This window comes from Streptomyces solicamelliae (assembly GCF_045348655.1).
In the GTDB taxonomy this organism is placed as follows: domain Bacteria; phylum Actinomycetota; class Actinomycetes; order Streptomycetales; family Streptomycetaceae; genus Streptomyces; species Streptomyces solicamelliae.
The window spans coordinates 3,858,557-3,883,302 of sequence record NZ_CP160404.1; the positions used below are offsets into that span (position 1 = coordinate 3,858,557).

26 protein-coding genes and 1 tRNA gene are annotated in these 24,746 nt (G+C 70.9%); 17 read left to right on the forward strand and 10 right to left on the reverse strand.

From position 1 onward, the window contains the following. Positions 1 to 14: 14 nt before the first annotated feature. From recR to ABZO31_RS18010, 6 genes are all read left to right on the forward strand, one after another. A complete protein-coding gene (gene recR, locus ABZO31_RS17985) occupies positions 15 to 614 on the forward strand; it encodes a recombination mediator RecR (RefSeq protein WP_361584939.1) in 600 nt (199 codons plus the stop codon). 44 nt (positions 615 to 658) lie between these two features. Then, the gene (locus tag ABZO31_RS17990) at positions 659 to 1,321 is read left to right on the forward strand and encodes a DUF5063 domain-containing protein (RefSeq protein ID WP_406862250.1); all 663 of its coding nucleotides are present in this window, start codon (positions 659 to 661) and stop codon (positions 1,319 to 1,321) included. A 137-nt stretch (positions 1,322 to 1,458) separates the two neighbouring features. Then, complete coding sequence (locus ABZO31_RS17995; RefSeq protein WP_406862251.1) at positions 1,459 to 2,733, forward strand: aspartate kinase; 1,275 nt, start codon at positions 1,459 to 1,461, stop codon at positions 2,731 to 2,733. Beyond that, a complete protein-coding gene (locus ABZO31_RS18000; RefSeq protein ID WP_406862252.1) occupies positions 2,730 to 3,779 on the forward strand; it encodes an aspartate-semialdehyde dehydrogenase in 1,050 nt (349 codons plus the stop codon). The genes ABZO31_RS17995 and ABZO31_RS18000 overlap by 4 nt, the downstream gene beginning before the upstream one ends. 236 nt (positions 3,780 to 4,015) lie before the next feature. Further along, positions 4,016 to 4,843, forward strand: coding sequence for a SigE family RNA polymerase sigma factor (locus ABZO31_RS18005; protein WP_406862253.1), 828 nt, complete (start codon positions 4,016 to 4,018; stop codon positions 4,841 to 4,843). After that, positions 4,840 to 5,976, forward strand: a complete 1,137-nt coding sequence (locus ABZO31_RS18010) for a hypothetical protein (protein ID WP_406862254.1) — start codon at positions 4,840 to 4,842, stop codon at positions 5,974 to 5,976. Before ABZO31_RS18005 ends, ABZO31_RS18010 begins: the two co-directional genes overlap by 4 nt. 150 nt (positions 5,977 to 6,126) lie before the next feature. Here the strand turns inward: ABZO31_RS18010 and ABZO31_RS18015 are convergent, their stop codons facing one another. The 3 genes from ABZO31_RS18015 to ABZO31_RS18025 all read right to left on the reverse strand — a co-directional run bounded on the left by ABZO31_RS18015 (position 6,127) and on the right by ABZO31_RS18025 (position 9,134). After that, positions 6,127 to 6,870: an SURF1 family protein gene (locus ABZO31_RS18015; protein ID WP_406862255.1), complete on the reverse strand. Its 744-nt coding sequence runs from the start codon at positions 6,868 to 6,870 to the stop codon at positions 6,127 to 6,129. Between the two features lie 22 nt (positions 6,871 to 6,892). Next, a complete protein-coding gene (locus tag ABZO31_RS18020; protein ID WP_406862256.1) occupies positions 6,893 to 8,749 on the reverse strand; it encodes a prolyl oligopeptidase family serine peptidase in 1,857 nt (618 codons plus the stop codon). Between the two features lie 100 nt (positions 8,750 to 8,849). Then, positions 8,850 to 9,134, reverse strand: coding sequence for a DUF6191 domain-containing protein (locus tag ABZO31_RS18025; RefSeq protein WP_406862257.1), 285 nt, complete (start codon positions 9,132 to 9,134; stop codon positions 8,850 to 8,852). 93 nt (positions 9,135 to 9,227) lie between these two features. On the opposite strand from ABZO31_RS18025, the gene ABZO31_RS18030 reads away from it, so the two are divergent. Then, positions 9,228 to 9,434 carry a cold-shock protein gene (locus ABZO31_RS18030; protein WP_406862258.1) on the forward strand — a complete coding sequence of 69 codons (207 nt, stop codon included), beginning with the start codon at positions 9,228 to 9,230 and terminating at the stop codon, positions 9,432 to 9,434. 312 nt (positions 9,435 to 9,746) lie between these two features. Here ABZO31_RS18030 and ABZO31_RS18035 read toward each other — a convergent pair. From ABZO31_RS18035 to ABZO31_RS18045, 3 genes are all read right to left on the reverse strand, one after another. Then, positions 9,747 to 9,820: transfer RNA gene (locus tag ABZO31_RS18035), tRNA-Pro, on the reverse strand. A gap of 87 nt (positions 9,821 to 9,907) precedes the next feature. Then, positions 9,908 to 10,846 (reverse strand): metallophosphoesterase, encoded by a 939-nt coding sequence (locus ABZO31_RS18040; RefSeq protein ID WP_406862259.1) that lies wholly within the window; start codon positions 10,844 to 10,846, stop codon positions 9,908 to 9,910. A gap of 28 nt (positions 10,847 to 10,874) precedes the next feature. Then, entirely contained in the window at positions 10,875 to 11,813 is a 939-nt protein-coding gene (locus ABZO31_RS18045; RefSeq protein ID WP_406862260.1) for an SMP-30/gluconolactonase/LRE family protein, read from the reverse strand. Between the two features lie 70 nt (positions 11,814 to 11,883). On the opposite strand from ABZO31_RS18045, the gene ABZO31_RS18050 reads away from it, so the two are divergent. After that, on the forward strand, positions 11,884 to 12,414 hold the full coding sequence (locus ABZO31_RS18050; RefSeq protein ID WP_406862261.1) for an Lrp/AsnC family transcriptional regulator: 531 nt from the start codon (positions 11,884 to 11,886) through the stop codon (positions 12,412 to 12,414). A gap of 21 nt (positions 12,415 to 12,435) precedes the next feature. Then, positions 12,436 to 12,900, forward strand: a complete 465-nt coding sequence (locus tag ABZO31_RS18055) for a GatB/YqeY domain-containing protein (protein WP_406862262.1) — start codon at positions 12,436 to 12,438, stop codon at positions 12,898 to 12,900. A 130-nt stretch (positions 12,901 to 13,030) separates the two neighbouring features. On the opposite strand, the gene ABZO31_RS18060 is transcribed toward ABZO31_RS18055, so the two are convergent. Next, positions 13,031 to 15,250, reverse strand: coding sequence for a transglycosylase domain-containing protein (locus ABZO31_RS18060; RefSeq protein ID WP_406862263.1), 2,220 nt, complete (start codon positions 15,248 to 15,250; stop codon positions 13,031 to 13,033). Positions 15,251 to 15,675: 425 nt separating this feature from the next. Between ABZO31_RS18060 and ABZO31_RS18065 the strand changes: the two genes are divergently transcribed. Then, positions 15,676 to 16,020, forward strand: a complete 345-nt coding sequence (locus tag ABZO31_RS18065) for a WhiB family transcriptional regulator (protein WP_331910866.1) — start codon at positions 15,676 to 15,678, stop codon at positions 16,018 to 16,020. Here ABZO31_RS18065 and ABZO31_RS18070 read toward each other — a convergent pair. Together ABZO31_RS18070 and ABZO31_RS18075 are read right to left on the reverse strand one after the other, a co-directional pair. Beyond that, complete coding sequence (locus ABZO31_RS18070; RefSeq protein ID WP_406865391.1) at positions 16,017 to 17,291, reverse strand: ArsA family ATPase; 1,275 nt, start codon at positions 17,289 to 17,291, stop codon at positions 16,017 to 16,019. The genes ABZO31_RS18065 and ABZO31_RS18070 overlap by 4 nt on opposite strands. 125 nt (positions 17,292 to 17,416) lie before the next feature. Next, on the reverse strand, positions 17,417 to 18,379 hold the full coding sequence (locus ABZO31_RS18075; protein ID WP_406862264.1) for an ArsA family ATPase: 963 nt from the start codon (positions 18,377 to 18,379) through the stop codon (positions 17,417 to 17,419). Between the two features lie 72 nt (positions 18,380 to 18,451). Here ABZO31_RS18075 and ABZO31_RS18080 point away from each other — a divergent pair, with 72 nt between their 5' ends. From ABZO31_RS18080 to ABZO31_RS18100, 5 genes are all read left to right on the forward strand, one after another. Then, positions 18,452 to 18,607 (forward strand): DUF4177 domain-containing protein, encoded by a 156-nt coding sequence (locus ABZO31_RS18080; RefSeq protein WP_406862265.1) that lies wholly within the window; start codon positions 18,452 to 18,454, stop codon positions 18,605 to 18,607. Beyond that, positions 18,604 to 19,074 carry a RidA family protein gene (locus tag ABZO31_RS18085; RefSeq protein ID WP_406862266.1) on the forward strand — a complete coding sequence of 157 codons (471 nt, stop codon included), beginning with the start codon at positions 18,604 to 18,606 and terminating at the stop codon, positions 19,072 to 19,074. Before ABZO31_RS18080 ends, ABZO31_RS18085 begins: the two co-directional genes overlap by 4 nt. 142 nt (positions 19,075 to 19,216) lie before the next feature. Next, positions 19,217 to 20,116, forward strand: coding sequence for an NUDIX hydrolase (locus ABZO31_RS18090; RefSeq protein ID WP_406862267.1), 900 nt, complete (start codon positions 19,217 to 19,219; stop codon positions 20,114 to 20,116). Then, on the forward strand, positions 20,113 to 20,943 hold the full coding sequence (locus ABZO31_RS18095) for an MBL fold metallo-hydrolase (protein WP_406862268.1): 831 nt from the start codon (positions 20,113 to 20,115) through the stop codon (positions 20,941 to 20,943). The genes ABZO31_RS18090 and ABZO31_RS18095 overlap by 4 nt, the downstream gene beginning before the upstream one ends. A gap of 82 nt (positions 20,944 to 21,025) precedes the next feature. Beyond that, entirely contained in the window at positions 21,026 to 21,907 is an 882-nt protein-coding gene (locus tag ABZO31_RS18100; RefSeq protein WP_406862269.1) for a prohibitin family protein, read from the forward strand. 74 nt (positions 21,908 to 21,981) lie between these two features. On the opposite strand, the gene ABZO31_RS18105 is transcribed toward ABZO31_RS18100, so the two are convergent. Next, on the reverse strand, positions 21,982 to 22,656 hold the full coding sequence (locus ABZO31_RS18105) for a Crp/Fnr family transcriptional regulator (protein ID WP_046910193.1): 675 nt from the start codon (positions 22,654 to 22,656) through the stop codon (positions 21,982 to 21,984). Positions 22,657 to 22,971: 315 nt separating this feature from the next. Between ABZO31_RS18105 and nth the strand changes: the two genes are divergently transcribed. Then, positions 22,972 to 23,814, forward strand: coding sequence for an endonuclease III (nth, locus tag ABZO31_RS18110; RefSeq protein ID WP_406862270.1), 843 nt, complete (start codon positions 22,972 to 22,974; stop codon positions 23,812 to 23,814). A gap of 184 nt (positions 23,815 to 23,998) precedes the next feature. After that, entirely contained in the window at positions 23,999 to 24,700 is a 702-nt protein-coding gene (locus ABZO31_RS18115) for an NUDIX hydrolase (protein ID WP_406862271.1), read from the forward strand. Positions 24,701 to 24,746: the final 46 nt, after the last annotated feature.

Here is a 24,746-nt window from a genome sequence, read left to right on the forward strand (position 1 = left end):
GAAGGGCGCTGGCGTTGTACGAAGGCGTGGTTCAGGACCTCATCGACGAACTGGGCAGGCTGCCCGGCGTCGGTCCCAAGAGCGCGCAGCGGATCGCCTTCCACATCCTCCAGGCCGAGCCGACCGACGTGCGCCGGCTGGCGCAGGCGCTCCTGGAGGTCAAGGAGAAGGTCCGGTTCTGCGCGGTCTGCGGCAACGTGGCCCAGCAGGAGCAGTGCAACATCTGCCGCGACCCGCGCCGGGACCAGGCGGTGATCTGCGTGGTCGAGGAGCCGAAGGACGTCGTGGCGATCGAGCGGACCCGTGAGTTCCGCGGCCGGTACCACGTGCTCGGCGGCGCGATCAGCCCGATCGAGGGCGTCGGCCCGGACGACCTGCGGATCCGCGAGCTGCTCGCCCGGCTCGCGGACGGCACGGTCACGGAGCTGATCCTGGCCACCGACCCGAATCTGGAGGGTGAGGCCACCGCGACGTACCTGGCGCGGATGATCAAGCCCATGGGGCTCAAGGTGACGCGGCTCGCCAGCGGGCTGCCCGTCGGCGGCGACCTCGAGTACGCCGACGAAGTCACCCTGGGCCGTGCCTTCGAGGGGCGGCGCCTGCTAGATGTATGACGACAGGGCATGCGCGCACCGTGCGCTCAAGGGAGGCACCCTCGATGTCTGACGCCACGCTGCACTCGATCACGCAGGACCCGGACGACTTCGCCGTCCAGATCGCGGACTCCATCGAGTCCTTCATCGTCGCGACCACGGAAGTGGCCAAGGGCGACGAGCCCGACAGCGCGATTCCCTTCCTGCTCCTGGAGGTCTCCCAGCTGCTGCTCGCGGGCGGGCGGCTCGGCGCGCACGAGGACATCGTCCCGGACGAGCGGTACGAGCCGGACACGGGCCCGGAGGCGGACGTCGACGAGCTGCGGGAGCGGTTCGCGGTGATGCTCGACCCGGTGGACGTGTTCTCCGAGGTCTTCGACCCGTACGAGCCGCGCAAGGCGCCGGTGCCCTCCCGGATCTCCGACAGCCTCGCGGACATCGTCACCGACCTGCGGCACGGCCTCGCCCACTACCGGGCCGGGCGGACGACCGAGGCGCTGTGGTGGTGGCAGTTCTCGTACTTCTCCAACTGGGGCCCGACCGCCTCGGCGACCCTGCGGGCGCTGCAGTCGCTGGTCGCGCACGTCCGCCTGGACCAGCCGCTGGCCGAGCTGGACGGCCTGGACACGGACGAGGACCTGACGGAGGACGACCTTGCGGAGGAGGCCGGCCGGGTGATGGTGCAGGAGATCGCGGGCCCGCTGGGGCTGCGGCCGGTGAAGCGCTGACCTCCCGACACGGGGGTTGGCTCGCTCCTTGAGCAGTACATCTCAGCATGCGATATCCGGTCGGTGTTTCCGGGCCGCTCGATAAACTGACGCCGACCGCAGTGATGACTGCGGCAGGGACTGAGCGAGGAGCGCACGTGGGCCTTGTCGTGCAGAAGTACGGAGGTTCCTCCGTTGCCGATGCCGAAGGCATCAAGCGCGTCGCCAAGCGAATCGTCGATGCCAAGAAGGACGGCCACCAGGTGGTCGTCGTGGTATCCGCGATGGGCGACACGACGGACGAGCTGATCGATCTCGCCGAGCAGGTTTCCCCGATGCCTGCCGGGCGTGAATTCGACATGCTGCTGACCGCCGGAGAGCGGATCTCCATGGCACTGCTGGCCATGGCGATCAAACAGCTGGGGCACGAGGCCCAGTCGTTCACCGGCAGCCAGGCAGGCGTCATCACCGACTCGGTCCACAACAAAGCGCGCATCATCGATGTCACGCCGGGCCGGATCCGTACGGCGCTCGACGGCGGCAACATCGCCATCGTCGCCGGTTTCCAGGGCGTCTCGGCGGACTCGAAGGACATCACGACGCTCGGCCGCGGCGGCTCGGACACCACCGCCGTCGCCCTCGCGGCCGCGCTGGACGCCGAGGTCTGCGAGATCTACACCGACGTGGACGGCGTGTTCACCGCCGACCCGCGCGTGGTGAAGAAGGCCCGGAAGATCGACTGGATCTCCTCCGAGGACATGCTGGAGCTCGCCGCCTCCGGCTCCAAGGTGCTGCTGCACCGCTGCGTCGAGTACGCGCGCCGTTACAACATCCCGATCCACGTACGGTCCTCGTTCTCGGGGCTGCCGGGCACCTGGGTCAGCAACGAAAAGCCGAATGGGGACGTTCAGGTGGAGCACGCCATCATCTCCGGAGTCGCCCACGACGTCTCCGAAGCCAAGATCACGGTCGTCGGCGTCCCGGACAAGCCGGGCGAGGCCGCGGCGATCTTCCGCGCCATCGCGGACGCCGAGATCAACATCGACATGATCGTGCAGAACGTGTCCGCCGCGGCGACCGCCCTGACGGACATCTCCTTCACCCTCCCCAAGCTGGAGGGCCCGAAGGCCATCGAGGCCCTGGAGAAGACGAAGGACGCGATCGGCTTCGACTCGCTCCGCTACGACGACCAGATCGGCAAGATCTCCCTGGTCGGCGCGGGCATGAAGACCAACCCGGGCGTCACCGCCGACTTCTTCAAGGCGCTGTCCGACGCGGGCGTGAACATCGAGCTGATCTCGACCTCCGAGATCCGCATCTCGGTCGTCACCCGCCAGGACGACGTCAACGAGGCGGTCCGCGCCGTCCACACCGCCTTCGGCCTGGACAGCGACTCCGACGAGGCCGTGGTCTATGGAGGCACCGGCCGATGAACCGCCGGCCGGCGCTCGCGGTCGTCGGTGCGACCGGAGCCGTCGGCGCCGTGATGCTCCAGCTGCTCTCGCAGCACGCGGACGTCTGGGGCGAGATCCGACTCGTCGCCTCCCCGCGCTCGGCCGGGCGGAAGCTCGCCGTGCGCGGGGCGGAGACCGAGGTCGTGGCCCTCTCCGAGGAGGCTCTGGAGGGGGTGGACGTCGCCCTCTTCCTCGTACCCGAGGACGTGGCGGCGCAGTGGGCGCCGATCGCCGCCGCCAAGGGCGCGGTGGTCGTGGACAACTCGGCGGCGTTCCGGCTGGACCCGGACGTGCCGCTGGTGGTGCCCGAGATCAACCCGCACGCGGTACGGGTACGGCCGCGCGGCATCGTCGCGAGCCCCGGCTGCACCACCCTGGCCCTGATCGTGGCGCTGGGCGCGCTACACGCCGAGTTCGGCGCCGCCGAGGTCGTGGTCACCGCCCTGCAGGCGGTCAGCGGCGCCGGCCAGGACGGCGTGGCCGCGCTGCGCTCGCAGCTCTCCCTGGTCGCCGGCACCGAGCTGGGCTCCCGTCCCGGCGACGTACGGCGGGCCGTCGGCGAGGACACCGGTCCGTTCGCCGCGCCGGTCGCGCTCAACGTGGTGCCCTGGTCGGGCGCCTCGCTCGACGGCGGCTGGTCCTCCGAGGAGGCCGGGCTGCGGGCGGAGACCCGCAAGGTCCTGGACCTGCCGAAGCTGCCGATGGCCGTCACCTGTGTCCGGGTGCCGGTGCTCACCACGCACTCGCTGTCCGTGCACGCCCGCTTCGAGCAGCCGGTGACGGTGGAGCGGGCCCACGAGATCCTCGCCACCGCGCCCGGCGTCGTGCTGTACGACGATCCGGACGCCGGGGACTTCCCCACGCCGGCGGACGTCGTCGGCACCGATCCGACCTGGGTGGGACGGGTGCGGCGGGCCCCGGACGACGAGCGGGCGCTGGAGTTCTTCGTCTGCGGCGACAACCTCCGCAAGGGGGCCGCCCTCAATGTCGTGCAGATCGCGGAAGCGGTCGTCTCCGCTTTGTAGGATCGGTGCACCGGCTGGTGGACCGAGTGTGAGCAAGTCATCGCACATTCACGAGTAAGTAGCTCTTGAACTGCGGCGATGTCATGCCCGACGATGCTCTTCCCGCCGTCTGCAACCGCCGGGCCGGACGGCGGCGTCTTTGGGGAAGATCAGGTACGCATGAGGACGAACGACGCACCGCCAAAAACGGTGGCGTACGCGTACAACCCTGACGGGGGGGAACGTGTCCAACAGGCGTGGCAGAGGTACTCGACATCACCGCGGTGGTCTCGCTCCGCGGCGCGGCTCTCGTCCCCGTGCGGGGCGCGGTCGGCGCACCCGCGGCACCGGAGGCTCCCGCGGTTCGTGCAGGCGGAGCCGTGGTGCGTCCGATCCGGCGGCCTCGGCCGGCCGGCGGCATGCCGGTGATCGCTCCGATGCCCCCTGCCCGTATCACCCGCATCCCGACCCCGCGCGACGGCGCCGACGACGCCATGGCGGCGGGGTCCACCGACGACACCGGGACGGCTGACGCCGCTTCCGCCGGGAAGGCCGGTACCGCCGATGGGTCGGTGGGAGACGCCGGCGCCGCCGGGACCACCGTCGACCACCTCACCGAGACCTACCGCGCCCACTACCGGTCGCTGCTCGGTCTCGCGGCCCTGCTCCTGGACGACACCGCGGCCTGCGAGGACGTGGTCCAGGAGGCGTTCATCCGCGTGCACTCGGCGCGCTCGCGGGTCCGCGACCCCGAGAAGACGCTGGCCTACCTGCGGCAGACGGTGGTGAACCTGTCGCGATCGGCGCTGCGCCGCCGCATCCTCGGCCTGAAGCTGCTGTCGAAGCCCATGCCCGACATGGCGAGCGCCGAGGAGGGCGCGTACGACCAGCTGGAGCGGGACGCGCTGATCAAGGCGATGCGCGGACTTCAGCGGCGCCAGCGCGAGGTGCTGGTGCTGCGGTACTTCGCCGACATGACCGAGGCGCAGGTCGCCGAGACGCTCGGGATATCCCTGGGCTCGGTGAAGGCGTACGGCTCGCGCGGCATCGCGGCGCTGCGGGTCGCCATGGAGGCCACGACATGACCGGCCGCCGGGACGACGAGCAGGAACCGCTGAACAGCGGGCAGGACAAGCTGAGTGGGAACGACGACATCGTGAACGACGGGCGGCCCGAGAGGGAGCTGGGCGAACTGCTGGGCGCCGGCTTCGGAAAGAGTCAGCGCGGGGACGAGGCGGCGTTGCGGCAGTTGCTGCAGACCGCGGTGAGCGACCTGGAGCCCTCCGACGGAGCGCTGGACCACCTGCGCCGGGCGGTGCCCGCGCGGCGCGCCCGCAAGCGCCAGGCCGTCGTCGGCATGGCGGCCGCCGCGGTCCTGATCGGCACCGCGATCCCCGCCTTCGTGCACGTCGCGAACTCCGGCGGGGTCACCGACGCCGCCGCGATCAACGCCGGGCACGGCGAGCAGGCGCAGGGCGGCACGGGCAGCGAGACGGGTGTCGAGGGCGGCGGCAAGGGCAGCGGCACCCCGAGCGTCTCCACCTCGCCCACCCGTGACGACCTGGCGTCCGAGAAGCCCCGGCAGAGCGGCACGCGCACCGGCGACGGCTGGGCCGACGGCACCGGCGGGCAGGTCCCGGACTCCGTACCGGTCTCCGCCCCGTCCTGCCGGGCCGACCAGCTAGGCGTCACCTCCGCGTACAGCGGCCAGCCGGACGGGGAGGGCAAGGTCTACGGCACCTTCCGGGTCTCGAACCTCTCCGGCCGCGACTGCGCCGTCAACGGCTCGGGCAGCATCGCCTTCCAGACCTCGGGCGCGGCCGACCCGGGCAAGATCTCCGTCGTCTCGCACCACGCGGGCGACGCGGCCAACGGCCTGCCGGACCCCTCGCAGGAGTCCCCGTCGCTGCTGCTGAAGCCGGACACGGCGTACGAGGTGAAGTTCGCCTGGGTCCCCTCGGAGACCTGCCCGACCGCCAACACCTCGCCCACGCCCACCGCCCCGGCCACGGACGGCGGGACCGGCACGACCGGCTCCACCGGCACGGACGGCACCACCGGCGAGCAGCCCCAGCTGGTCGCGGAGGACGGCGGACTCCTCGACGGCAGCGTCGCGGTGACCCACACCGCCGAGTCCGGCGGCCCGTCCGCCTCGACGACCATCCCGAACGCCTGCGCCGGCACGATCTACCGCACAGGCGTCCTCGACGCCTCCTGACCTCCCGGCATACGGGTCGGCGGGTCGTCAGGTCGTCGGGTCGCCGGGTCGGCGGGTCGTCGGTCGGCGGGTCCGCGGCGGGTGAGGGCTCGGCCGGAGGGCCCTCAGCCGGTGAGAGCTCAGCCGGGTGAGGGCTCAGTCGGTCAGGGCTCAGTCGGTCAGGCCGAGGGCCTTGTCGCGGGATGCCTCGGCCTCCCGGCGGAACAGCCGGAACCACATGAAGACCACGAAGCCCGCGAAGACGAACCACTCGGCCGTGTAGCCCAGGTTCTGGAACGCCTTCACGTCCAGCCCCGTGCCCGCCGCCGCCTTCGGCGGCACCGGGGTCAGTCCGGCGGGGGAGTCGGCCTGGGTCACCCAGGCGTCGTACACCTCGTCGTCCACCAGGTTCACCAGCGCCGCGGCGCTGATCACCCCCAGCTGACCCTGCGGCAGTCCGCCCGCCGCGCCGCCGCCCTTGCCCGCGCTCTCCGATGCCTGCAGCGCCCCGGTGACCGTGACCTCACCGGCCGGCGGTGCCGGAGCCTTAGCCCCGGCCGGCAGCCAGCCCCGCACCACCGGCAGCGCCCGGCCGCCGTCCGTCTTCAGCAGCGTCAGCACGTACGCGCCGTCCCGGTCGTCGAGCCGCCGGTCCGGTACGAGGAACTGCTCGCCGTACCGGCCCGAGGCCTCGGCCACCCGGCCCGAGGTCGCCGTGTTCACCGGGAGCAGGGAGTCCAGCGGCGCTGCCTTCTGCTTCGCCGGGTCCGGGAGCCGTTCGGCCGCCTGGTGGTTGTCCACGCGTTCCTCGAACTTGCCCAGCTGCCAGGTCCCCATGAAGACGCAGAACGGGATCGCCAGCAGAACGAAGACGTTGATCCCCCACCAGCGGGGCGTTGTCAGGAACCGGTACACCCCTCCACGGTACGCAGCGTTCTCATCTCCCTTCCGCCGGGGTCCCCGCCGAACCCTCGGCCGGAGCCTCGATGGGGAGCCCGAGGTGTCTGCGGACGAAGTCCAGATCCAGCCGCACCTGCTTGATCCGCTCCTCCACCACCAGCGAGCCGTGCCCCGCGTCGTACCGGTACACCTCGTGCACCGCACCCCGGGCCGCCAGCCGGTCCACGTAGTTGTCCACCTGCCGGATCGGGCAGCGCGGGTCGTTGACCCCGGCCGAGATGTGCACCGGCGCCTTCACCGCGTCCACGTACGTCAGCGGCGACGAGGCCTCGAACCGCTCCGGCACCTCCTCGGGCGAACCGCCGAGCAGCGTGCGGTCCAGCGCCTTCAGGGCCTCCATCTCGTCGTGGTACGCCGTCACGTAGTCGGCCACCGGCACCGCGGCGAGCCCCAGCGACCAGTCGTCGGGCTGTGTCCCGAGGCCCAGCAGGGTCAGGTACCCGCCCCACGAACCGCCCGAGAGGACCAGCCGCTCCGGGTCGGCGAGCCCCGAGCCGACCGCCCAGGCGCGGACCGCCGCGATGTCCTCCAGTTCGATCAGCCCGACCCGGTGCTTGAGCGCGTCCGTCCACTCCCGCCCGTAGCCGGTCGACCCGCGGTAGTTGACCCGCACCACCGCGAAGCCGTGGTCCACCCAGGCCGCCGGACCCGCCGCGAAGGAGTCGCTGTCGTGCCAGGCCGGACCGCCGTGCACCTCGAAGACGGTCGGGTACGGGCCCTCGCCGGAGGCGGGTCGCTGCACCAGCGCGTGCACCCGCCCGCCGGGACCCTCCACCCACACGTCCTCCACGGGCACCGACTCCGGCGCCTTGGGCCCCGGAGGGTCGAGCACCACGCCGCCGTCCGTCGACCGCAGCACCGCCGGCCGCGCCGACGACGACCACATGTACTCCACCGAGCCGTCCGGTCTGGCCGTCGCGCCCGAGACCGAGCCCACCGGCGTGTCCACCTTCACCAGCGCGCCGGTCCCGATCTCGTACCGCCACAGGTCGCTGCGCGCCTCGTGGTCGTGCCCGATCAGCAGCCCGGAGCCGTCCGGATACCACTCCGCGGAGACGTCGCCCGGCAGCTCGAGCGCGAGGTCGGTCTCCTCGCCCGTCACCACGTCCCACAGCAGCGGCTCCCAGCGGCCGCGCCGCTGGTGCCCGACCAGCAGCCGCGTGTCGCCGGCCAGCGGGGCGAAGCCCCACACGGACAGGCCCAGCTCCTCGGCGCCGCCCTTGCTGTCGTCCAGTTCCGCCACCGTCGACCCGTCCTCGGCACGGACCACCCGCAGCGAGGCGTGCATCGAGTCGCCGTGCTCGGTGTGCTCGATCGCGATCAGCGTCCCGTCGTACGAGAGGTCGCCGACGCCCGCCGACTCCCGGTGCCGGTAGATCTCCACCGGCTCGGCCCGTCCCGGCGAGACGACGTGCACGGTCGACCCGTCCTCGTCCGTGGACCGCCCCACGACCACCGTCCCGTCCCGCCCGATCGCGAGCCCCGCCGGATAGGAAGGCTCGAGCCCGGGAACAGCCGGTTCGTCGTCGCCCCCCTCGAAGGGCTGGCGCATCCACACCCCGAACTCGTCGCCGTCCGTGTCCGCGAACCACCACACCCAGCGGCCGTCCGGTGGCAGCGCCCCGTCCGTCGTCCCGTTCGGCCGGTCCGTCACCTGCCGCTGTATGCCCGTGGCCCGGTCCCACGCGTACAGCTCGTACGTCCCCGTCGCGTTGGACACGAACAGCGAACGCTCCGGGGCCTCTTCGGCCCACTCGGGCAGGGACACCCGCGGCGCGCGGAATCGCTGCTCCCAGACGGGTACGGCGGTGGGGTTCTCGTCACTCTCGGTCATGTCCCCATGATGCTCGATCCCAGGGACATTCAGCCCGCCCGGCCCGAATCTGTGGATAACTCCCCGGACGACGGAAGAGGACCCCGGCGGATGTGGAGAACTACGGCAGCCGAATGACCGCCCGCCCGGCGCCCAGGTCCACCGTCGACCGGTGCGGAGGCGCCCCGTCCTCCTCGTCGTCCCGCATCACCAGCGCGCTCTGCCGCTCCTTCAGCTCGCTCTCCTTCCCATGCGAGAAGGTCGCGTGCAGCTGCTCGAACCCGGTCGACGACACCTGCCCGCGCCGCCGCCCGCGTCCGGTCGCCCGCAGGATCTGGTCGGCGAACGCGACCAGACAGAGCACGATGACCAGACCGGGCAGCGTCACGAGCACGGCGAACTCCATACCGCCATTCTCTACAGGCCGCCGACCACGTCCAGAGCGGCGAGAACGCCGTCCGCCCACGGGGTAGTCATAGAGGGAAGGAAGGAGACCGCCATGGAAGGCAGAAGCACCGGTTTCGTGAAGTCCTTCGACCGCCGTCACGGCTACGGCTTCGTCCTCCCCCTCGGTTCGGAGGAGCCGGTCTTCTTCACCGCAGAGGACATCGAATCCGAACCCCGCACCCTCTCCGAGGGCCAGCAGGTCTCCTTCGTCCTGACCCTGGGAGCCGGCCGTTTCGAGGCCAAGCACATCCGCCCCTGACGCGACATCGCGAGGGCCCGCGAGAGAGCCGCACGTCGCTTCATCCCGTCCCAACTGGGAGAGCGCCATGTCGCCCACACCCGCCCACCCCGCCCGGAACTCCGCGTCGGCGGACTGCACTTGACCATCCGACGCATCCCCGGATGGCTCGTCGCCCTGCTCACCACCGCCGGTGGGCCGGCGGCGACCTGGTGGGCAGCGTCGAGAGCGATTCCTTGATCCACCCCCGCGCCACTCCCCAGGCACCCCGAAAACCACTCAGGGGCCCGACCCGCTCTCGCGGATCAGGCCCCTGACCTGGTGTTTCAGCTGTCGGGGTGGCGGGATTTGAACCCACGACCTCTTCGTCCCGAACGAAGCGCGCTGCCAAGCTGCGCTACACCCCGATGTCGCTGCTCTGATCTGCTCGTCGCGGCGACATCGATTACTTTAGCCCACGCGCGCTCCAGGACGAAATCCGGTTTTCGTGGGGGTCAGGGCCTTGCCGTCAGGGTCAGCAGGGTGGCTTCCGGGGGGCAGGCGAAGCGGACCGGGGTGTAGCGGTTCGTGCCGCAGCCTGCCGAGACGTGGAGGTACGACGTGCGGTCGTGGACCGTGTGGGTGGACAGGCCCTTCACGCGGTCGGTGTCCAGGTCGCAGTTGGTGACCAGCGCGCCGTAGAAGGGGATGCACAGCTGGCCGCCGTGCGTGTGGCCGGCCAGGATCAGCGGGTAGCCGTCCGCCGTGAAGGCGTCGAGGGTGCGCAGGTACGGCGCGTGCACGATGCCCATCGAGAAGTCCGCCGACTCGTCGGGGCCGCCGGCCACCTGCTCGTACCGGTCGCGCTTGATGTGCGGGTCGTCCAGGCCGGTGAAGGCCAGCTCGACGCCGCCGAGCTTCAGTCGGCCCCGGGTGTTCGTGAGGTTGACCCAGCCCGCCTCGTCGAAGGCGTCGCGCATGGGCTCCCACGGGTTGTGCACCGCGCCGACGACCGGCGCGTTGCCGTTCAGGCCGTGCCGGCCCTGCGTCTTCTCCAGGAGGTAGCGGGCGGGGTTGCGCAGCCGCGGCCCGTAGTAGTCGTTGGAGCCGAAGACGTACACGCCGGGGAAGTCCATCAGCGGGCCGAGCGCGTCCAGCAGTTCCGGCACCGCCTCGGTGTCGGACAGGTTGTCGCCGGTGTTCACGACGAAGTCCGGGCGCAGCCCCGCCAGCGACTGGAGCCACGCCCGCTTCTTGCGCTGCCCGCACACCATGTGGACGTCCGACACCTGGAGCACCCGCAGGTCCCGCATCCCGCGCGGCAGCACGGGCACGGTGATCCGGCGCAGCCGGAACGAGCGGGCCTCGATGCCGGCGGAGTAGATCAGGCCCGCCGCGGCCGTCGCCGCCACACCGGCCGTGATTTTCATGGGGAGTCCGTAGCGTGCGCGCATCGCCCCATCGTCGCAGACCGAACAGGTGTCACCGGACGCGGATGCGCGGTGCTCCGGTCACGGCGGTCATGAAGCTGTACACGGACGTCGACGCGGTGAGGAACATGATGTTGTTCTTCGGGCCGCCGAAGGCCACGTTGGCGACCGGCTCCGGCATCAGCACCCGGCCGAGCAGCGTGCCGTCCGGGTCGTAGCAGTGCACGCCGCCGTGCATGGCCGCGGCCCAGAGCCGTCCGCCGTCGTCGAAGCGGATGTTGTCGAAGCGGCCGAGCCCCTCCTTCATCTCGGCGAACACCTTGCCGTCCGACAGCGTCCCGTCCTCGGCCCGCACCTCGAAGACCCGGATCACGCCGTTGCGGGTGTCGGAGACGTACAACTCCCGCTCGTCGGGCGAGAACACCAGCCCGTTCGGCGCCCCGAAGCCGTCCGCGACCAGCCGCACCTCCCCGGTGCCGGGGTCGATCCGGTACACGTTGTTCGCGCCGATCTCGGACTCCGCGCGGTGCCCCTCGTAGTCGCTGGTGATCCCGAAGTCGGGGTCGGAGAACCACACCGAGCCGTCCGAGTGCACGACCACGTCGTTCGGGCTGTTGAGCCGCCGGCCCTGCCAGCGGTCGGCCAGCACCGTGATCCGCCCGTCGTGCTCGGTCCGCGTCACCCGGCGGCCGCCCTGCTCGGCGCTGATCAGCCGGCCCTCGCGGTCGAGGGTGTTGCCGTTGCTGTGCCCGGCGGCGGTGCGGAAGACGCCGACGGTCCCGGTCGTCTCGTCCCAGCGCATCATCCGGTCGTTGGGGATGTCGCTCCATATGAGCTGCCGCCAGGCCGGCACATAGACGGGGCCCTCGACCCAGCGGCCGCCGGTCCAGAGGACCTGCATGAAGTCGTCGCCATTGGCACAGCGTCCGGCGCGGAAACGCTCGTCCAGGATTTCGTACACGACAGGGTGAGTGGTGCTGGACATCGTCATCCCCCAAGGCTTGATCGCCGAATCGGATTCTGTCTTCCTCGACTATGTCAGAAGTGGATACGGTTGTGCCATGGCCACCCACACCATGAGGACGACACAGGCAAGGGCAGCGGACCTCGACGAGATCGACCGCCGGCTGCTCGCCGCTCTCCAGCGCGACGCGACCACGGCCTATGCCGCGCTCGGCAAGGAGGTCGGCCTCTCCGCCGGCGCCGCCCACGAGCGGGTGCGCAAGCTCCGCGAGCGCGGGGTCATCCGGCGCACCACCGTGGACGTCGACCCGGCGGCGCTCGGCGTCGGGGTGCTGGCGTTCGTGATGGTCGAGTCGTCCGCCTGGATGGGCGACTCGGCGGACGCCTTCGCGGCGATCCCGGAGATCATGGAGGCCCATGTCATCGCGGGCAGCGCCTCCGTCCTGGTCAAGGTGCGCACCGAGACGACCGAACAACTGCAGGACGTGCTGCGCCGGTTGTACGCGATCGAGGGCGTGAATGGCACCCAGGCGACGGTGTCCCTGGAGACGTTCTTCGAACGCCCGGTGGCCGCCCACACCCCCTCGGCGGCGGCCGACGGACCCGAAAGCTCTTTGACCGGGTCCTGAGGAAAGGGCTAAGAAGAAGCCATGACCACGCTCAAGTCCACGCTGCAGGAAGACCTCAACGCCGCCATCAAGGAGCGCGACGAACTGCGTTCGTCCACGCTCCGGCTGACCCTGGCCGCCATCCAGAAGGAGGAGGTCGCGGGCAAGGAGAAGCGCGAGCTCTCCGACGACGAGGTCCAGAAGGTCATCGCCAAGGAGGCCAAGAAGCGCCGTGAGGCGGCCGAGGCCTTCGAGCAGGGCGGCCGTGCCGAGCAGGCCCAGCGCGAGAAGGCGGAGGGCGTCGTCCTCGACGCGTACCTGCCCCAGCAGCTGAGCGACGACGAGCTGGAGCAGATCGTCGCCGCGGCCGTCGCCGAGGCGGCCGGCGCCGGTGCGGAGGGGCCGCGCGCCATGGGCGCGGTCATGAAGATCGTGAACCCGAAGGTCGCGGGGCGCGCGGAGGGCGGCCGGGTCGCCGCCACGGTGAAGAAGCTCCTCGCCGGCTGACACGCGGACCGGGACCGGACGGACACCCAGGCCGGGACCCGCTCCGGGGCCTGACCGAACCGGACCGTACATACAGAAGGGGCGGCTCCTCTCGATCGAGAGGAGCCGCCCCTTCCGTATGTACCGCCGCCTACCGCTCGCGGCCGCCGTTGCCCTGGCCGCCGCGCTGGCCGCCGATCAGGTCCGGCGGGAGCTGGATGTCCGGGAAGATGTTCCCGTCGTCGCCCGGCTTGTTGTCGTCCGGGCGCCGCCGGTCGCGGTCCTTGTCCTTCGGGTCCTTCGGCTGCGCGTCCGGGATGTCGACGCGGACGAACTGCCCGGCCGGCTTCCCGTCCAGCGCGCCCGTCATCGCGTCCTTCCAGATCGGGCCCGGGACCTGACCACCGAAGACCTTGTCGTGGTACACGCCGCCGATGGTGATCCGCTCCATCGAGACCTGCTGGCTGGCGCTGCCGACCCACACCGCGCCCGACAGGTTCGGCGTGTAGCCGACGAACCAGGCGTTCTTCCGCTCGTCCGTGGTACCGGTCTTGCCCGCGTTGTCACGGCCGGTCAGACCGGCCTGCTGGCCCGTACCGGAGTCGACCACGCCGCGCAGCAGCGAGTTGATCGTGTCCGCGGTGCGCTCCGTCATCGCCTTGCTGCAGCTGGACTGCGGCACGTCGAGCTTCTTGCCGTCCGCCGTCTTGATCGACTCGATCGCGGTCGGCGTGCAGTACGTGCCCCGGTTGGCGAAGCCCGCGTACGCCGTGGCCATCGTCAGCGGCGAGATACCGGTGGAGCCCAGGGTCAGCGCGGAGGGGGAGACCGGCAGCTTCTTGCCGTTGCCCTGCACCACGCCCAGCTTGTCGGTGACGTCGACGACCGGGCAGAGGCCGATGTCCTGGATCATCTGCACGAAGTAGGTGTTGACCGACTTGGCCATCGCCTCCTTCAGCGCGTACGGACCGACCTCCGACTCGTTCTCGTTCTCGAGCTTGTAGTTGCCGTCGTTCACCCACGGGTTGCCGGAGCAGGTCGGGATCGACGCCGGGTACGGCATCTCGTACGGCGCCGAGTACACCTGCGTCGGCGGCCGGCCCTGCTCGAGCGCGGCGGCGGCGAGGAACGGCTTGAAGGTCGAACCGACCGGGAAGCCGAAGTTCGAGCCGCCCTGCTTCTGGTTGACCGAGTAGTTGATCGTGGTCTCGTGCTCGCCGAAGCCGTACGGCTTGGACTGGCCCATCGCCAGGATCTTGCCGGTGCCGGGCTCGACCATGCTCACCGCGGCGGCGACCTTGTCGTCCTGGTTCACGTGGTCCTTCAGCGACTGCTGGGCCGCCTCCTGGGCCTGCGGGTCCAGGGTGGTCCGGACGGTCAGACCGCCCTGGTTCCAGATCTTGGCGCGCTCCTCGCGGGACTTGCCGAAGACCGGGTCGGAGAGGAAGACCTGCTTGACGTAGTCGCAGAAGAAGCCGGCGCCGCTGACGGCGGTGATGCACCCGTTCTTCGGCTTGCTCACCTTCAGCTTCAGCGGGCTGGCCATCGCGCGCTCCGCCTCGGCCGGGGTGATGTGCTTCAGGTCCGCCATGCGCTGCAGCACGATGTTGCGGCGCTTGGTCGCCTCCTGCGCGTCGTTCACGGGGTCGTACCGGCTCGGCGACTGGACGATGCCGGCGAGCATCGCCGCCTCTTCCACGTTCAGGTCGGCGGCGCGCTTGGAGAAGTACCGCTGGGAGGCCGACTCGATGCCGTACGCCTGCTGCCCGAAGAACGTGATGTTGAGATAGTTCTCCAGGATCTTCTTCTTGCCCAGCTCCTCTTCGACCTGAATCGCGTACTTGAGCTCGCGCACCTTGCGGCCGATGGTCTGCTGGGTGGCCTGGGCGACCTTGTCGGGGTCGTCGCCGGCCTCCTCGACGAAGACGTTCTTCACGTACTGCTGGGTCAGCGTGGACGCGCCCTGGGCGACGCCGCCGGACTGCGCGTTCCGGTTGATGGCGCGCAGCACGCCCTTGAGGTCGATCGCGCCGTGCTCGTAGAAGCGCGAGTCCTCGATCGAGACGATCGCCTTCTGCATGTACGGCGAGATCTTGTCGAGCGGCACCACCGTGCGGTCACGGGAGTAGACCGTGGCGATCTTGCCGCCCTGCGCGTCGAGGATGGTGGTGCGCTGACTGAGCGGCGGAGTCTTCAGATTCGCGGGGATCTCGTCGAACCCCTCGACGGTCCCCTTGGCCGCGAGCCCCAGGGCCCCGGCCGCGGGCAGGGCGATGCCCGCCAGCACGGCTCCGGCGAGCACACTGACACCGAGGAACTTGACGGCCTGCTGGGTCCCGGTCAGACCACCGCCCGAGCGCTTCTTTCCCATGGGGGCAGCCTACGTTCTCATTCGCCGGACACGCGTATATGCCTTGGCCTAAGCTGCTCTCAACTGTCACAGCTGTGCGGTTCTGTATCAAGACCCCGGCGGTTACTCCGTCATCAACCGCGTTATCCACACCGATTCATGACCCCGAAACATGGGTCGGTGTGCCCGATTCCGCCGCATGCGTCATTGAGTGCCCTCTGTAAAGTCGGGCTTTATGCCCCGAATTCAGAGGGAAAGTCGTTTATGTCCTGCGGTCACTCCCCTGGGTGATCTGCCGCGTACGCATAGTCCGTTCGGACCATTCAAGATTGGGCCCGAAGGGGGTGTTGCGCTGTGCCCACCTTCCGTAACGTCCTCAACTGGCAGCGGTGAATATGCCGCTGCCGCCGTGGGGGAGCCTCGATTCGGGAGAGGACGGCGCCGGTATGGGCTGGGTAGCTGACTGGAGTGCGCAGGCGGCCTGCCGCACTACCGATCCGGATGAACTTTTCGTGCAGGGTGCGGCGCAGAACAGGGCCAAGGCGGTGTGCACCGGTTGCCCGGTGCGGACGGAATGCCTGGCCGACGCGCTGGACAACCGGGTCGAATTCGGTGTGTGGGGCGGAATGACCGAGCGCGAGCGCCGTGCGCTGCTGCGCCGGCGGCCGACCGTCACCTCGTGGCGCCGGCTCCTCGAGACCGCGCGGACCGAGTACGAGCGCGGCGCGGGCCTGCTGCCCGTCGCGATGAACGACGACGAGACGTACGAGGCGTACGCCGCGGTCGGCTAGGCCGACCGGCCGGTCGTGAGACGGTCCCCGATGGCACGGAGGCCGGCGAGGTCGTGCACGTCACCGGGCAGCGCGGCCACTTCGGCCACCGCCACCTCGGGGTGCAGCGCGGTGAAGCGATCCCGCGTGCGCTGTTCACGCGCGATCACCTGCATCCGTTCGGCGTGCAGCCGGAGCAGACCCGCGGTCAACTGCTCGACCGTGGGCCGGACTTCCGGATCTGTGTCACCGTCGACGGGGGATTCCGACGGCTCGGGTCCAAGCTCGGGAGAGGCGGCCCCGAGGGCGCCGGGGCCACGAAGACCAGTCTTCCCGGCCCCCTGATCCACAATGCGGTCCTCGTCAAGATTTTCCGCGGCGGCCCGCGCCCGTTCGGCGGACAGCCGCGCGGCCCCGCTGCCGTGCACCCGGTTGAGGATCAGCCCGGCCAGCGGCATACGCTCCGCCGCCAGCCGTTCCACGAAGTACGCCGCCTCGCGCAGCGCGTCCCGCTCCGGCGTGGCGACCACCAGGAACGCCGTCCCGGGCGCCTGTAGCAGCCGGTACGTGGCGTCGGCGCGCGTCCGGAAGCCGCCGAACATCGTGTCCATCGCCGCGACGAACGTCTGGACGTCCTTCAGGAACTGACCGCCGAGCAGCTTCCCCAGCGTCCCGGTCATCATCGACATGCCGACGTTGAGGAACTTCATCCCCGCCCGGCCGCCCATCTTCGCCGGCGCCATCAGAAGCTTGATGAACTTCCCGTCCAGGAACGACCCGAGCCGCTTCGGCGCGTCCAGGAAGTCCAGCGCCGACCGCGACGGGGGCGTGTCGACGACGATCAGGTCCCACTCGTCCTTCGCCCGCAGCTGGCCGAGCTTCTCCATCGCCATGTATTCCTGCGTACCGGCGAAACCGGCCGACAGGGACTGGTAGAAGGGGTTCTCCAGGATCGCCCGCGCCCGTTCGGCGTCCGCGTGCGCCTCGACGATCTCGTCGAACGTCCGCTTCATGTCGAGCATCATGGCGTGCAGTTCGCCGCCGTCGGAGCCCTTGATGCCCTCCACCTTGCGGGGGACGTTGTCGAGCGAGTCGATGCCCATCGACTGCGCCAGCCGCCTCGCCGGGTCGATCGTCAGGACCACGACCCGCCGCCCCCGTTCGGCCGCGCGCACGCCGAGCGCCGCCGCCGTGGTCGTCTTGCCGACGCCGCCGGCGCCGCAGCAGACGATGATCCGGGTGCCCGGGTCGTCGATGATCGGGTCCAGGGCGAGGACGGGAACGGAGTCGATCCCCGGTGCCGCGGAGCCGGTCCCGGACACGGCGGAGTCGGCCTCCGGCGCCGCGGAGTCGGCCCCGGGCACAGCGGAGTCGGCCCCCGGTCCTTCTGAGCCCCCTGCCGCCTCAAACCCCTCCGTCACGCGCCGACCCCCAGTCTCCGCAGTTCCTTGGCCAGCCGGTACAGCCCGGCGATGTCCGCGCCCTCCCCCAGGAAGGGCAGTTCGTACGACGGCACGTCCAGGCCCGCCAGTACGGCCCGCTGCTCGCGCTCCAGGCCCACCCGCTGGGTGTGCTCCGCAGCCTGCTCCAGGAGCGGCTCGACCAGGGTCGCGCCGCCCGTGACGCCCGCGGCCGCCAGCGCCGCCGCGATCTCGTCGCGACGGTCGTCGGCGGCGGCCCGTACCGCGTCCTCGTCCAGGACGTGCGGCCGCACCATGTTCACGAGGACGTTGCCGACCGGCAGCTCTGCCTCGCGCAGCTCGGCGATGCCGTCCGCGGTCTCCTGGACCGGCATCTCCTCGAGCAGCGTCACCAGATGCACCGCGGTGTCGGGGGACTTGAGGAAGCGCATCACCGCCTGCGCCTGGTTGTGTATCGGGCCGATCCTGGCCAGCCCGGCCACCTCGTCGTTGACGTTCAGGAAGCGGGTGATGCGGCCGGTCGGCGGCGCGTCCATGACGACGTAGTCGTAGGTGAAGCCGCCGTGCTTCTCGCGCCGGCGCACCGCCTCGCACGCCTTGCCGGTCAGCAGCACGTCCCGGACGCCCGGCGCTATCGTCGTCGCGAAGTCGATCGCGCCCAGCTTCTTCAGCGCCCGCCCCGCGCTGCCCAGTTTGTAGAACATCTGGAGGTAGTCGAGGAGCGCCAGCTCGGCGTCGATCGCCAGCGCGTACACCTCGCCGCCGCCCGGGGCGACGGCGATCTTGCGTTCCTCGTACGGCAGCGCCTCCGTCTCGAAGACCTGCGCGATGCCCTGTCTGCCCTCGACCTCCACGAGGAGTGTCCGCCTGCCCTCGGTCGCGAGGGCGAGCGCGAGGGCCGCGGCGACCGTCGTCTTACCGGTACCGCCCTTGCCGCTGACGACCTGGAGCCTGCTCACGTCATCGAGCCTAACCACTGCCGGGGCCGTCCAAGCAGGAGGCTGCCTGTGGCAGCGGCTACAGTCGGCTCCATGACCAAGTGGGAATACTCGACCGTGCCCCTTCTCGTGCACGCGACGAAGCAGATTCTGGACACCTGGGGCGAGGACGGCTGGGAGCTCGTCCAGGTCGTGCCCGGGCCCAACCCCGAGCAGCTCGTGGCCTACCTGAAGCGGCCGAAGCCGTGAGCGGGGCCGTCGAGGCGAAGCTCGCGGAGCTGGGGCTGACCCTTCCGGAGGTCGTCCCGCCGCTGGCCGCGTACCAGCCGGCCGTGCAGTCCGGTCCGTACGTGTACACCGCGGGCCAGCTCCCGATGGTGGCCGGCAAGCTGCCCGTGACCGGCAAGGTCGGCGCCGAGGTCACGTCCGAGGAGGCCAAGGACCTCGCCAGGATCTGCGCGCTGAACGCGCTGGCCGCGGTGAAGTCGGTCGCCGGTGATCTGGACCGGATCAAGCGTGTCGTGAAGGTCGTCGGCTTCGTCGCCTCCGCCTCCGACTTCACCGGTCAGCCCGCCGTCCTCAACGGCGCGAGCGAGCTGCTCGGCGCGGTGCTCGGCGACAAGGGCGTGCACGCCCGCAGTGCGGTCGGCGTCGCGGTGCTGCCGCTGGACGCGCCGGTCGAGGTCGAGATCCAGGTGGAGCTCGAGCAGGCCTGACACCCGCTCCTTCCGCTGCGGCCCCGTGCGCGAACCTCGCGCCCGGGGCCGTACGCGCGAGACGGGCGGCTGGTTGTGGCGGCCGCCACGTACCGAAGATCGGCTCTCGAACATCGGGTCCGCCAGCGCTTACGATCCGCCCATGGCGAATGGTCAGTGGTACCCACCGGAATGGCCCGACCGCATCCGCGCCCTCGCCGCCGGCGAGCTGACGGCCGCGGCTCCCAAGCGGGCGGCGACCGTCCTGCTGCTGCGGGACGGCGACGGCGGGCCCAGCGTCCACATGCTGCGCCGCCGCGCCTCCATGGCTTTCGCGGGCGGTGCGTACGCCTACCCCGGCGGCGGCGTCGACCCGCGTGACGAGCATCCCGTCCACTGGGCCGGGCCCTCCCTGAAGGAGTGGGCCGAGCGGCTCGGCGTGCCGGACGAGGCGGAGGCACAGGCCGTCGTCTGCGCCGCGGTGCGCGAGACGTTCGAGGAGGCGGGCGTGCTGCTCGCCGGCGAGACCGCGGAGGCGGTCGTCGGCGACACCACGGGCGAGGACTGGGAGCGGGACCGGGAGGCGCTGATCGCCCGGGAGTTGTCCTTCGCCGAGTTCCTGGACCGGCGAGGTCTGGTGCTCCGTTCGGACCTGCTGGGCGCGTGGGCGCGCTGGATCACGCCGGAGTTCGAGCCGCGGCGGTACGACACCTGGTTCTTCGTGGCCGCGCTGCCGGCCGGCCAGCGGACCCGCGACACCTCCTCGGAGGCGGACCGGACCGTCTGGATCCGCCCGGCGGACGCGGCGGCCGGCTACGACCGCGGCGAGCTGACGATGATGCCGCCGACCATCGCGACCCTGCGCGGCCTGGAGCGCTTCGGGAGCGCGGCGGAGGCACTGGGTGCGACGGGAGAGCAGGACCTGACCCCGGTGATCGCCGAGGCGCGGATGGACGGCGACGAACTGGTCCTGAGCTGGCCGGGGCACGAGGAGTTCACCAAGCACATCCCCGCCTCCGGTGAGGGCGACGGGACGGGTGCGGGGACGGGAGGCGCGGCATGACCGACGCGGCCTCCCTGCCAGGCCGACCCCGCGGCGCCGTGGTCTCCGGGCCCGCGACGGCCCGCGCGGTGAACGTCCTGGCCCCGAACCCGTCCGCGATGACCCTGGACGGGACGAACACCTGGATCCTCTCCGAGCCGGACTCCGACCTCGCGGTGGTCGTCGACCCGGGGCCGCTGGACGAGGCCCATCTGCGGAACGTGATCCGCACGGCGGAGGAGCTCGGCAAGCGGGTCGCGCTCACCCTGCTCACCCACGGCCACCCGGACCACGCGGAGGGCGCCGGCCGGTTCGCCGAGCTGACGAAGACTCAGGTTCGGGCCCTGGACCCGGCGCTGCGCCTGGGCGACGAGGGCCTGGCCGCGGGTGACGTGATCGCGCCCGGAGGTTTGGAACTGCGTGTCGTACCGACGCCGGGGCACACCTCGGACTCGCTCAGCTTCCATCTGCCCGCCGACCGTGCGGTCCTGACGGGGGACACGATCCTCGGGCGCGGCACGACCATGGTGGCGCACCCCGACGGGCGGCTCGGGGACTATCTCGACTCGCTGCGGCGGCTGCGCTCGCTCGCGGTCGACGACGGGGTCCACACGGTCCTGCCGGGCCACGGGCCGGTCCTGGAGGACGCGCAAGGGGCCGTGGAGTTCTATCTGGCGCACCGGGCGGGCCGGCTGGCCCAGGTGGAGACGGCGGTCGAGAACGGCCACACCACGGCCGCGGAGGTCGTCGCGCACGTGTACGCGGACGTGGACCGGTCCCTGTGGCCGGCCGCGGAGCTCTCGGTGCGGGCGCAGCTGGAGTACCTGAGGGAGCACGGCCTCATCTGAGACCAAGCCCCCGAGAAGTGGATCTTTCCGAGCGTGCTTTACGCTCCGCTTACTTCTGGCCTCACTTCTCGGGGGAAGCTCAATGTTCGTCATATCCATCCTGCTGCTGATCGCGGCAGTGGTGCTGTACTTCGTCGGCCGCGGCAACGACAGCCGCGGTCTGAAGCTCGGCTCCGTCGGCGCCCTGCTGGCCGGTGTGTTCTCGCTGATCGGCAGCACGCTGTACGTCGTCAGCGCCTACGAGGTGGGCGTCCCGGTCGCCTTCGGCAAGGTCGGTTCGCCGATGACCTCGGGCATGCACTTCAAGTCGCCGTTCACGGACGTCACGACCTTCTCGACGCGCCCCGTCGACCTCAACCTCTCCGACAAGGACGTCATCGAGGTCCGTTCCTCGCAGGGCGGCGTGATGTACGCCGAGGTGACGGTGAAGTGGGCGGTGACCCCGTCGAAGGCGGTGGAGCTGTACAAGCTCGCCGGCAACGAGGACGCCATCCAGCAGCGCCTGGTCTACCCGGACAGCCGTGAGATCGTCCGCAACGTCTTCGCCCGCTACACCAGCGAGCAGGGCTACGCGAGCGACCGCGAGAAGATCAACGCCGAGCTCGCGACCCTGATCAAGGAGCGCCTGGCGCCCCGCGGCATCGACGTCACCGCGGTCAACCTGCGCAACGTGAAGCCGTCGGAGAGGCTGCAGGACCAGATCGACAGCAAGATCCAGCAGCAGCAGGCCACCGAGCGGGCCACCGAGGCCGCCCGTACGGCCAAGGCCGAGGCCGACCGCCGCCGGATCGAGGCCGAGGGCATCGCCCGCGCCAACAAGATCCTCAGCGACTCGCTGACCGACAAGGTCCTTTTGAACCAGTGCATCGAGGCGTACAAGGAGGCCGCGGCGAAGAACCCGGTCTACGCGGTGCCGTGCGGTGGCGGCAGCGGCAACCCGCTGATCGTGGACACGAAGAAGTAGCCCGCCGGGCTCGTCGTACGTGAAAGGCCGCCCCGGTCGGACCGGGGCGGCCTTTCACGTACGGACGAAAGGGCTCAGCGCGAGCGCTTCGCGAGGCGCTCCACGTCCAGCAGGATCACCGCGCGGGCCTCCAGGCGGAGCCAGCCGCGCTGGGCGAAGTCCGCCAGGGCCTTGTTGACCGTCTCGCGGGAGGCGCCGACCAGTTGGGCCAGCTCCTCCTGGGTGAGGTCGTGCACCACGTGGATGCCCTCCTCCGACTGCACGCCGAAGCGGCGCGACAGGTCGAGGAGCGCACGGGCGACACGGCCCGGCACGTCGGAGAAGACCAGGTCGGACATCTGGTCGTTGGTCTTGCGCAGCCGGCGGGCGACGGCCCGCAGCAGCGCGGAGGCCACCTCGGGGCGCGCGTTCAGCCAGGGCTGGAGGTCGCCGTGGCCGAGGCCGAGCAGCTTGACCTCGGTCAGCGCGGTCGCGGTCGCGGTGCGCGGGCCCGGGTCGAAGAGGGACAGCTCGCCGATGAGCTCGCCGGGGCCGAGCACGGCCAGCATGTTCTCGCGGCCGTCGGGGGAGGTGCGGTGGAGCTTCACCTTGCCCTCGGTCACCACGTAGAGGCGGTCGCCGGGGTCGCCCTCGTGGAAGAGCGCGTCGCCACGGGCGAGCGTCGCCTCACTCATCGAGGCGCGCAGCTCCGCTGCCTGCTCGTCGTCGAGCGCCGCGAAGAGCGGGGCGCGCCGCAGAACGTCGTCCACGAGTTCTCTCCTTGTCGACCTGCTCAGGGGACCGTGGTCCCCATGATGCCGCACCGCAAAACAGTGCGATCGATCACAAGGATCCACCACAAGTCTGACGTACCGGCGAGCCGGACAGTGCCCGAGGGTCGGATTCGTGTGCTGATCGGCTCTGCCAGGGGCGGGTTGAGGGGGCGGCACGCTGGTTGGGGCCGTTCCGGAGGACGGAATTCAGCCGTGGGCGAACGTCGGCCTTCAGGGTAGTCGAAAGAGGGGCGGAACGGGTGAATCGGCCGACTCGTGATCGCCGTGCGTGTCCCGGCGTAGCCTTCTGGCATGGCAGAGAGCAAGGTCACGTCGGCGAAGCCGAAGAAGACAGCCGTGAAGCCCGCCAGGACGGCGAAGCCGGCCAAGCCCGAGTCGAGGCTCGCGATGGTGCGCCGCGCCCGCCGGATCAACCGGGAGCTCGCCGACGTCTACCCGTACGCGCATCCCGAGCTGGACTTCCGTAATCCCTTCGAGCTGCTCGTCGCCACGGTCCTCTCCGCCCAGACCACCGACCTGAGGGTCAACCAGACCACCCCCGCGCTGTTCGCGAAGTACCCGACGCCCGAGGACCTGGCCGGGGCGAATCCGGAGGAGGTCGAGGAGCTGATCCGGCCGACCGGCTTCTTCCGGGCCAAGACCAAGTCGATCATGGGGCTCGCGACGGCCCTGCGGGATGATTTCGGCGGCGAGGTACCCGGCCGTCTGGAGGACCTCGTGAAGCTGCCGGGGGTGGGCCGCAAGACCGCCTTCGTGGTCCTCGGCAACGCCTTCGGCGTCCCCGGCATCACCGTCGACACCCATTTCATGCGGCTCGCGCGGCGCTGGAAGTGGACCGAGTCCGACGACCCGGTGAAGATCGAGGCCGAGGTCGCGACGATCTTCCCCAAGAGCGACTGGACGATGCTCTCGCACCGGGTGATCTTCCACGGCCGCCGCATCTGCCACGCCCGCAAGCCCGCCTGCGGCGCCTGCCCGATCACGCACCTCTGCCCGTCCTACGGCGAGGGCGAGACGGACCCGGAGAAGGCGAAGAAGCTCCTGAAGTACGAGAAGGGCGGCTACCCCGGCCAGCGGCTGAACCCGCCGCCGGACTACCCGGGCCTGCCCGCGCCGCCGCTGGGCGCCGCATGACGGACGGCGGCCGCGTGACGGATGGCGGCCGGATGACGGACGGCGGCCGCGTGACGGATGGTGGCCGGATGACGTACGGCGGCCGGATGACCGACGGCGACCGGATGGCGGATGCACGCCACACGCGGCGGGGCGGAACGATCCCGGGCGTCGCGGGCGTTGCACAGGACGGACGGGGGTGCCTATGACACGCGCAGGAGAGACCGAGACGTACGACGGCGGGGTCGCCGTGACCAGCGAGGGCCTGCCCGACTGGCTCGCGCCGGTCGACAGGACGGCGCGCACCGTCGCGCCCGAGCAGCTGAGCCGCTTCCTGCCGCCGGCCGGCGGCTCGGGCCGCCAGTCCGCCGTGCTGGTGCTCTTCGGCGAGGGCGAGCGCGGCCCGGAGCTGCTGCTCATGGAGCGCTCCGGCAGCCTGCGCTCGCACGCCGGCCAGCCGTCGTTCCCGGGCGGCGCCCTCGACCCCGAGGACGGCGACCCGGAGCGCGGCGGCCCGCTGCGGGCGGCGCTGCGCGAGGCGCAGGAGGAGACCGGCCTCGACCCCTCCGGCGTCCAGGTCTTCGGTGTCCTTCCCCGGCTCTACATCCCGGTGAGTCATTTCGTCGTCACGCCCGTACTCGGCTGGTGGCGGACCCCGTCACCGGTCGGCGTCGTCGACCCGGCGGAGACCGCCCGGGTCTTCACCGTCCCCGTGGCGGATCTCACGGACCCGGCCAACCGAGCCATGTCCGTCCACCCGAGCGGTCACCAGGGCCCCGCCTTCCTGGTCGCGTCCGCTCTGGTCTGGGGTTTCACCGCGGGAGTGATCGACCGGATCCTCCACTACGCGGGCTGGGAGCGTCCGTGGGACCGCACGAAGCAGGTCCCGCTCGACTGGCGCTCATGACACCCTGACCGGGGTCGACCGAAGACGAATCTGCGAGGCTATTGAC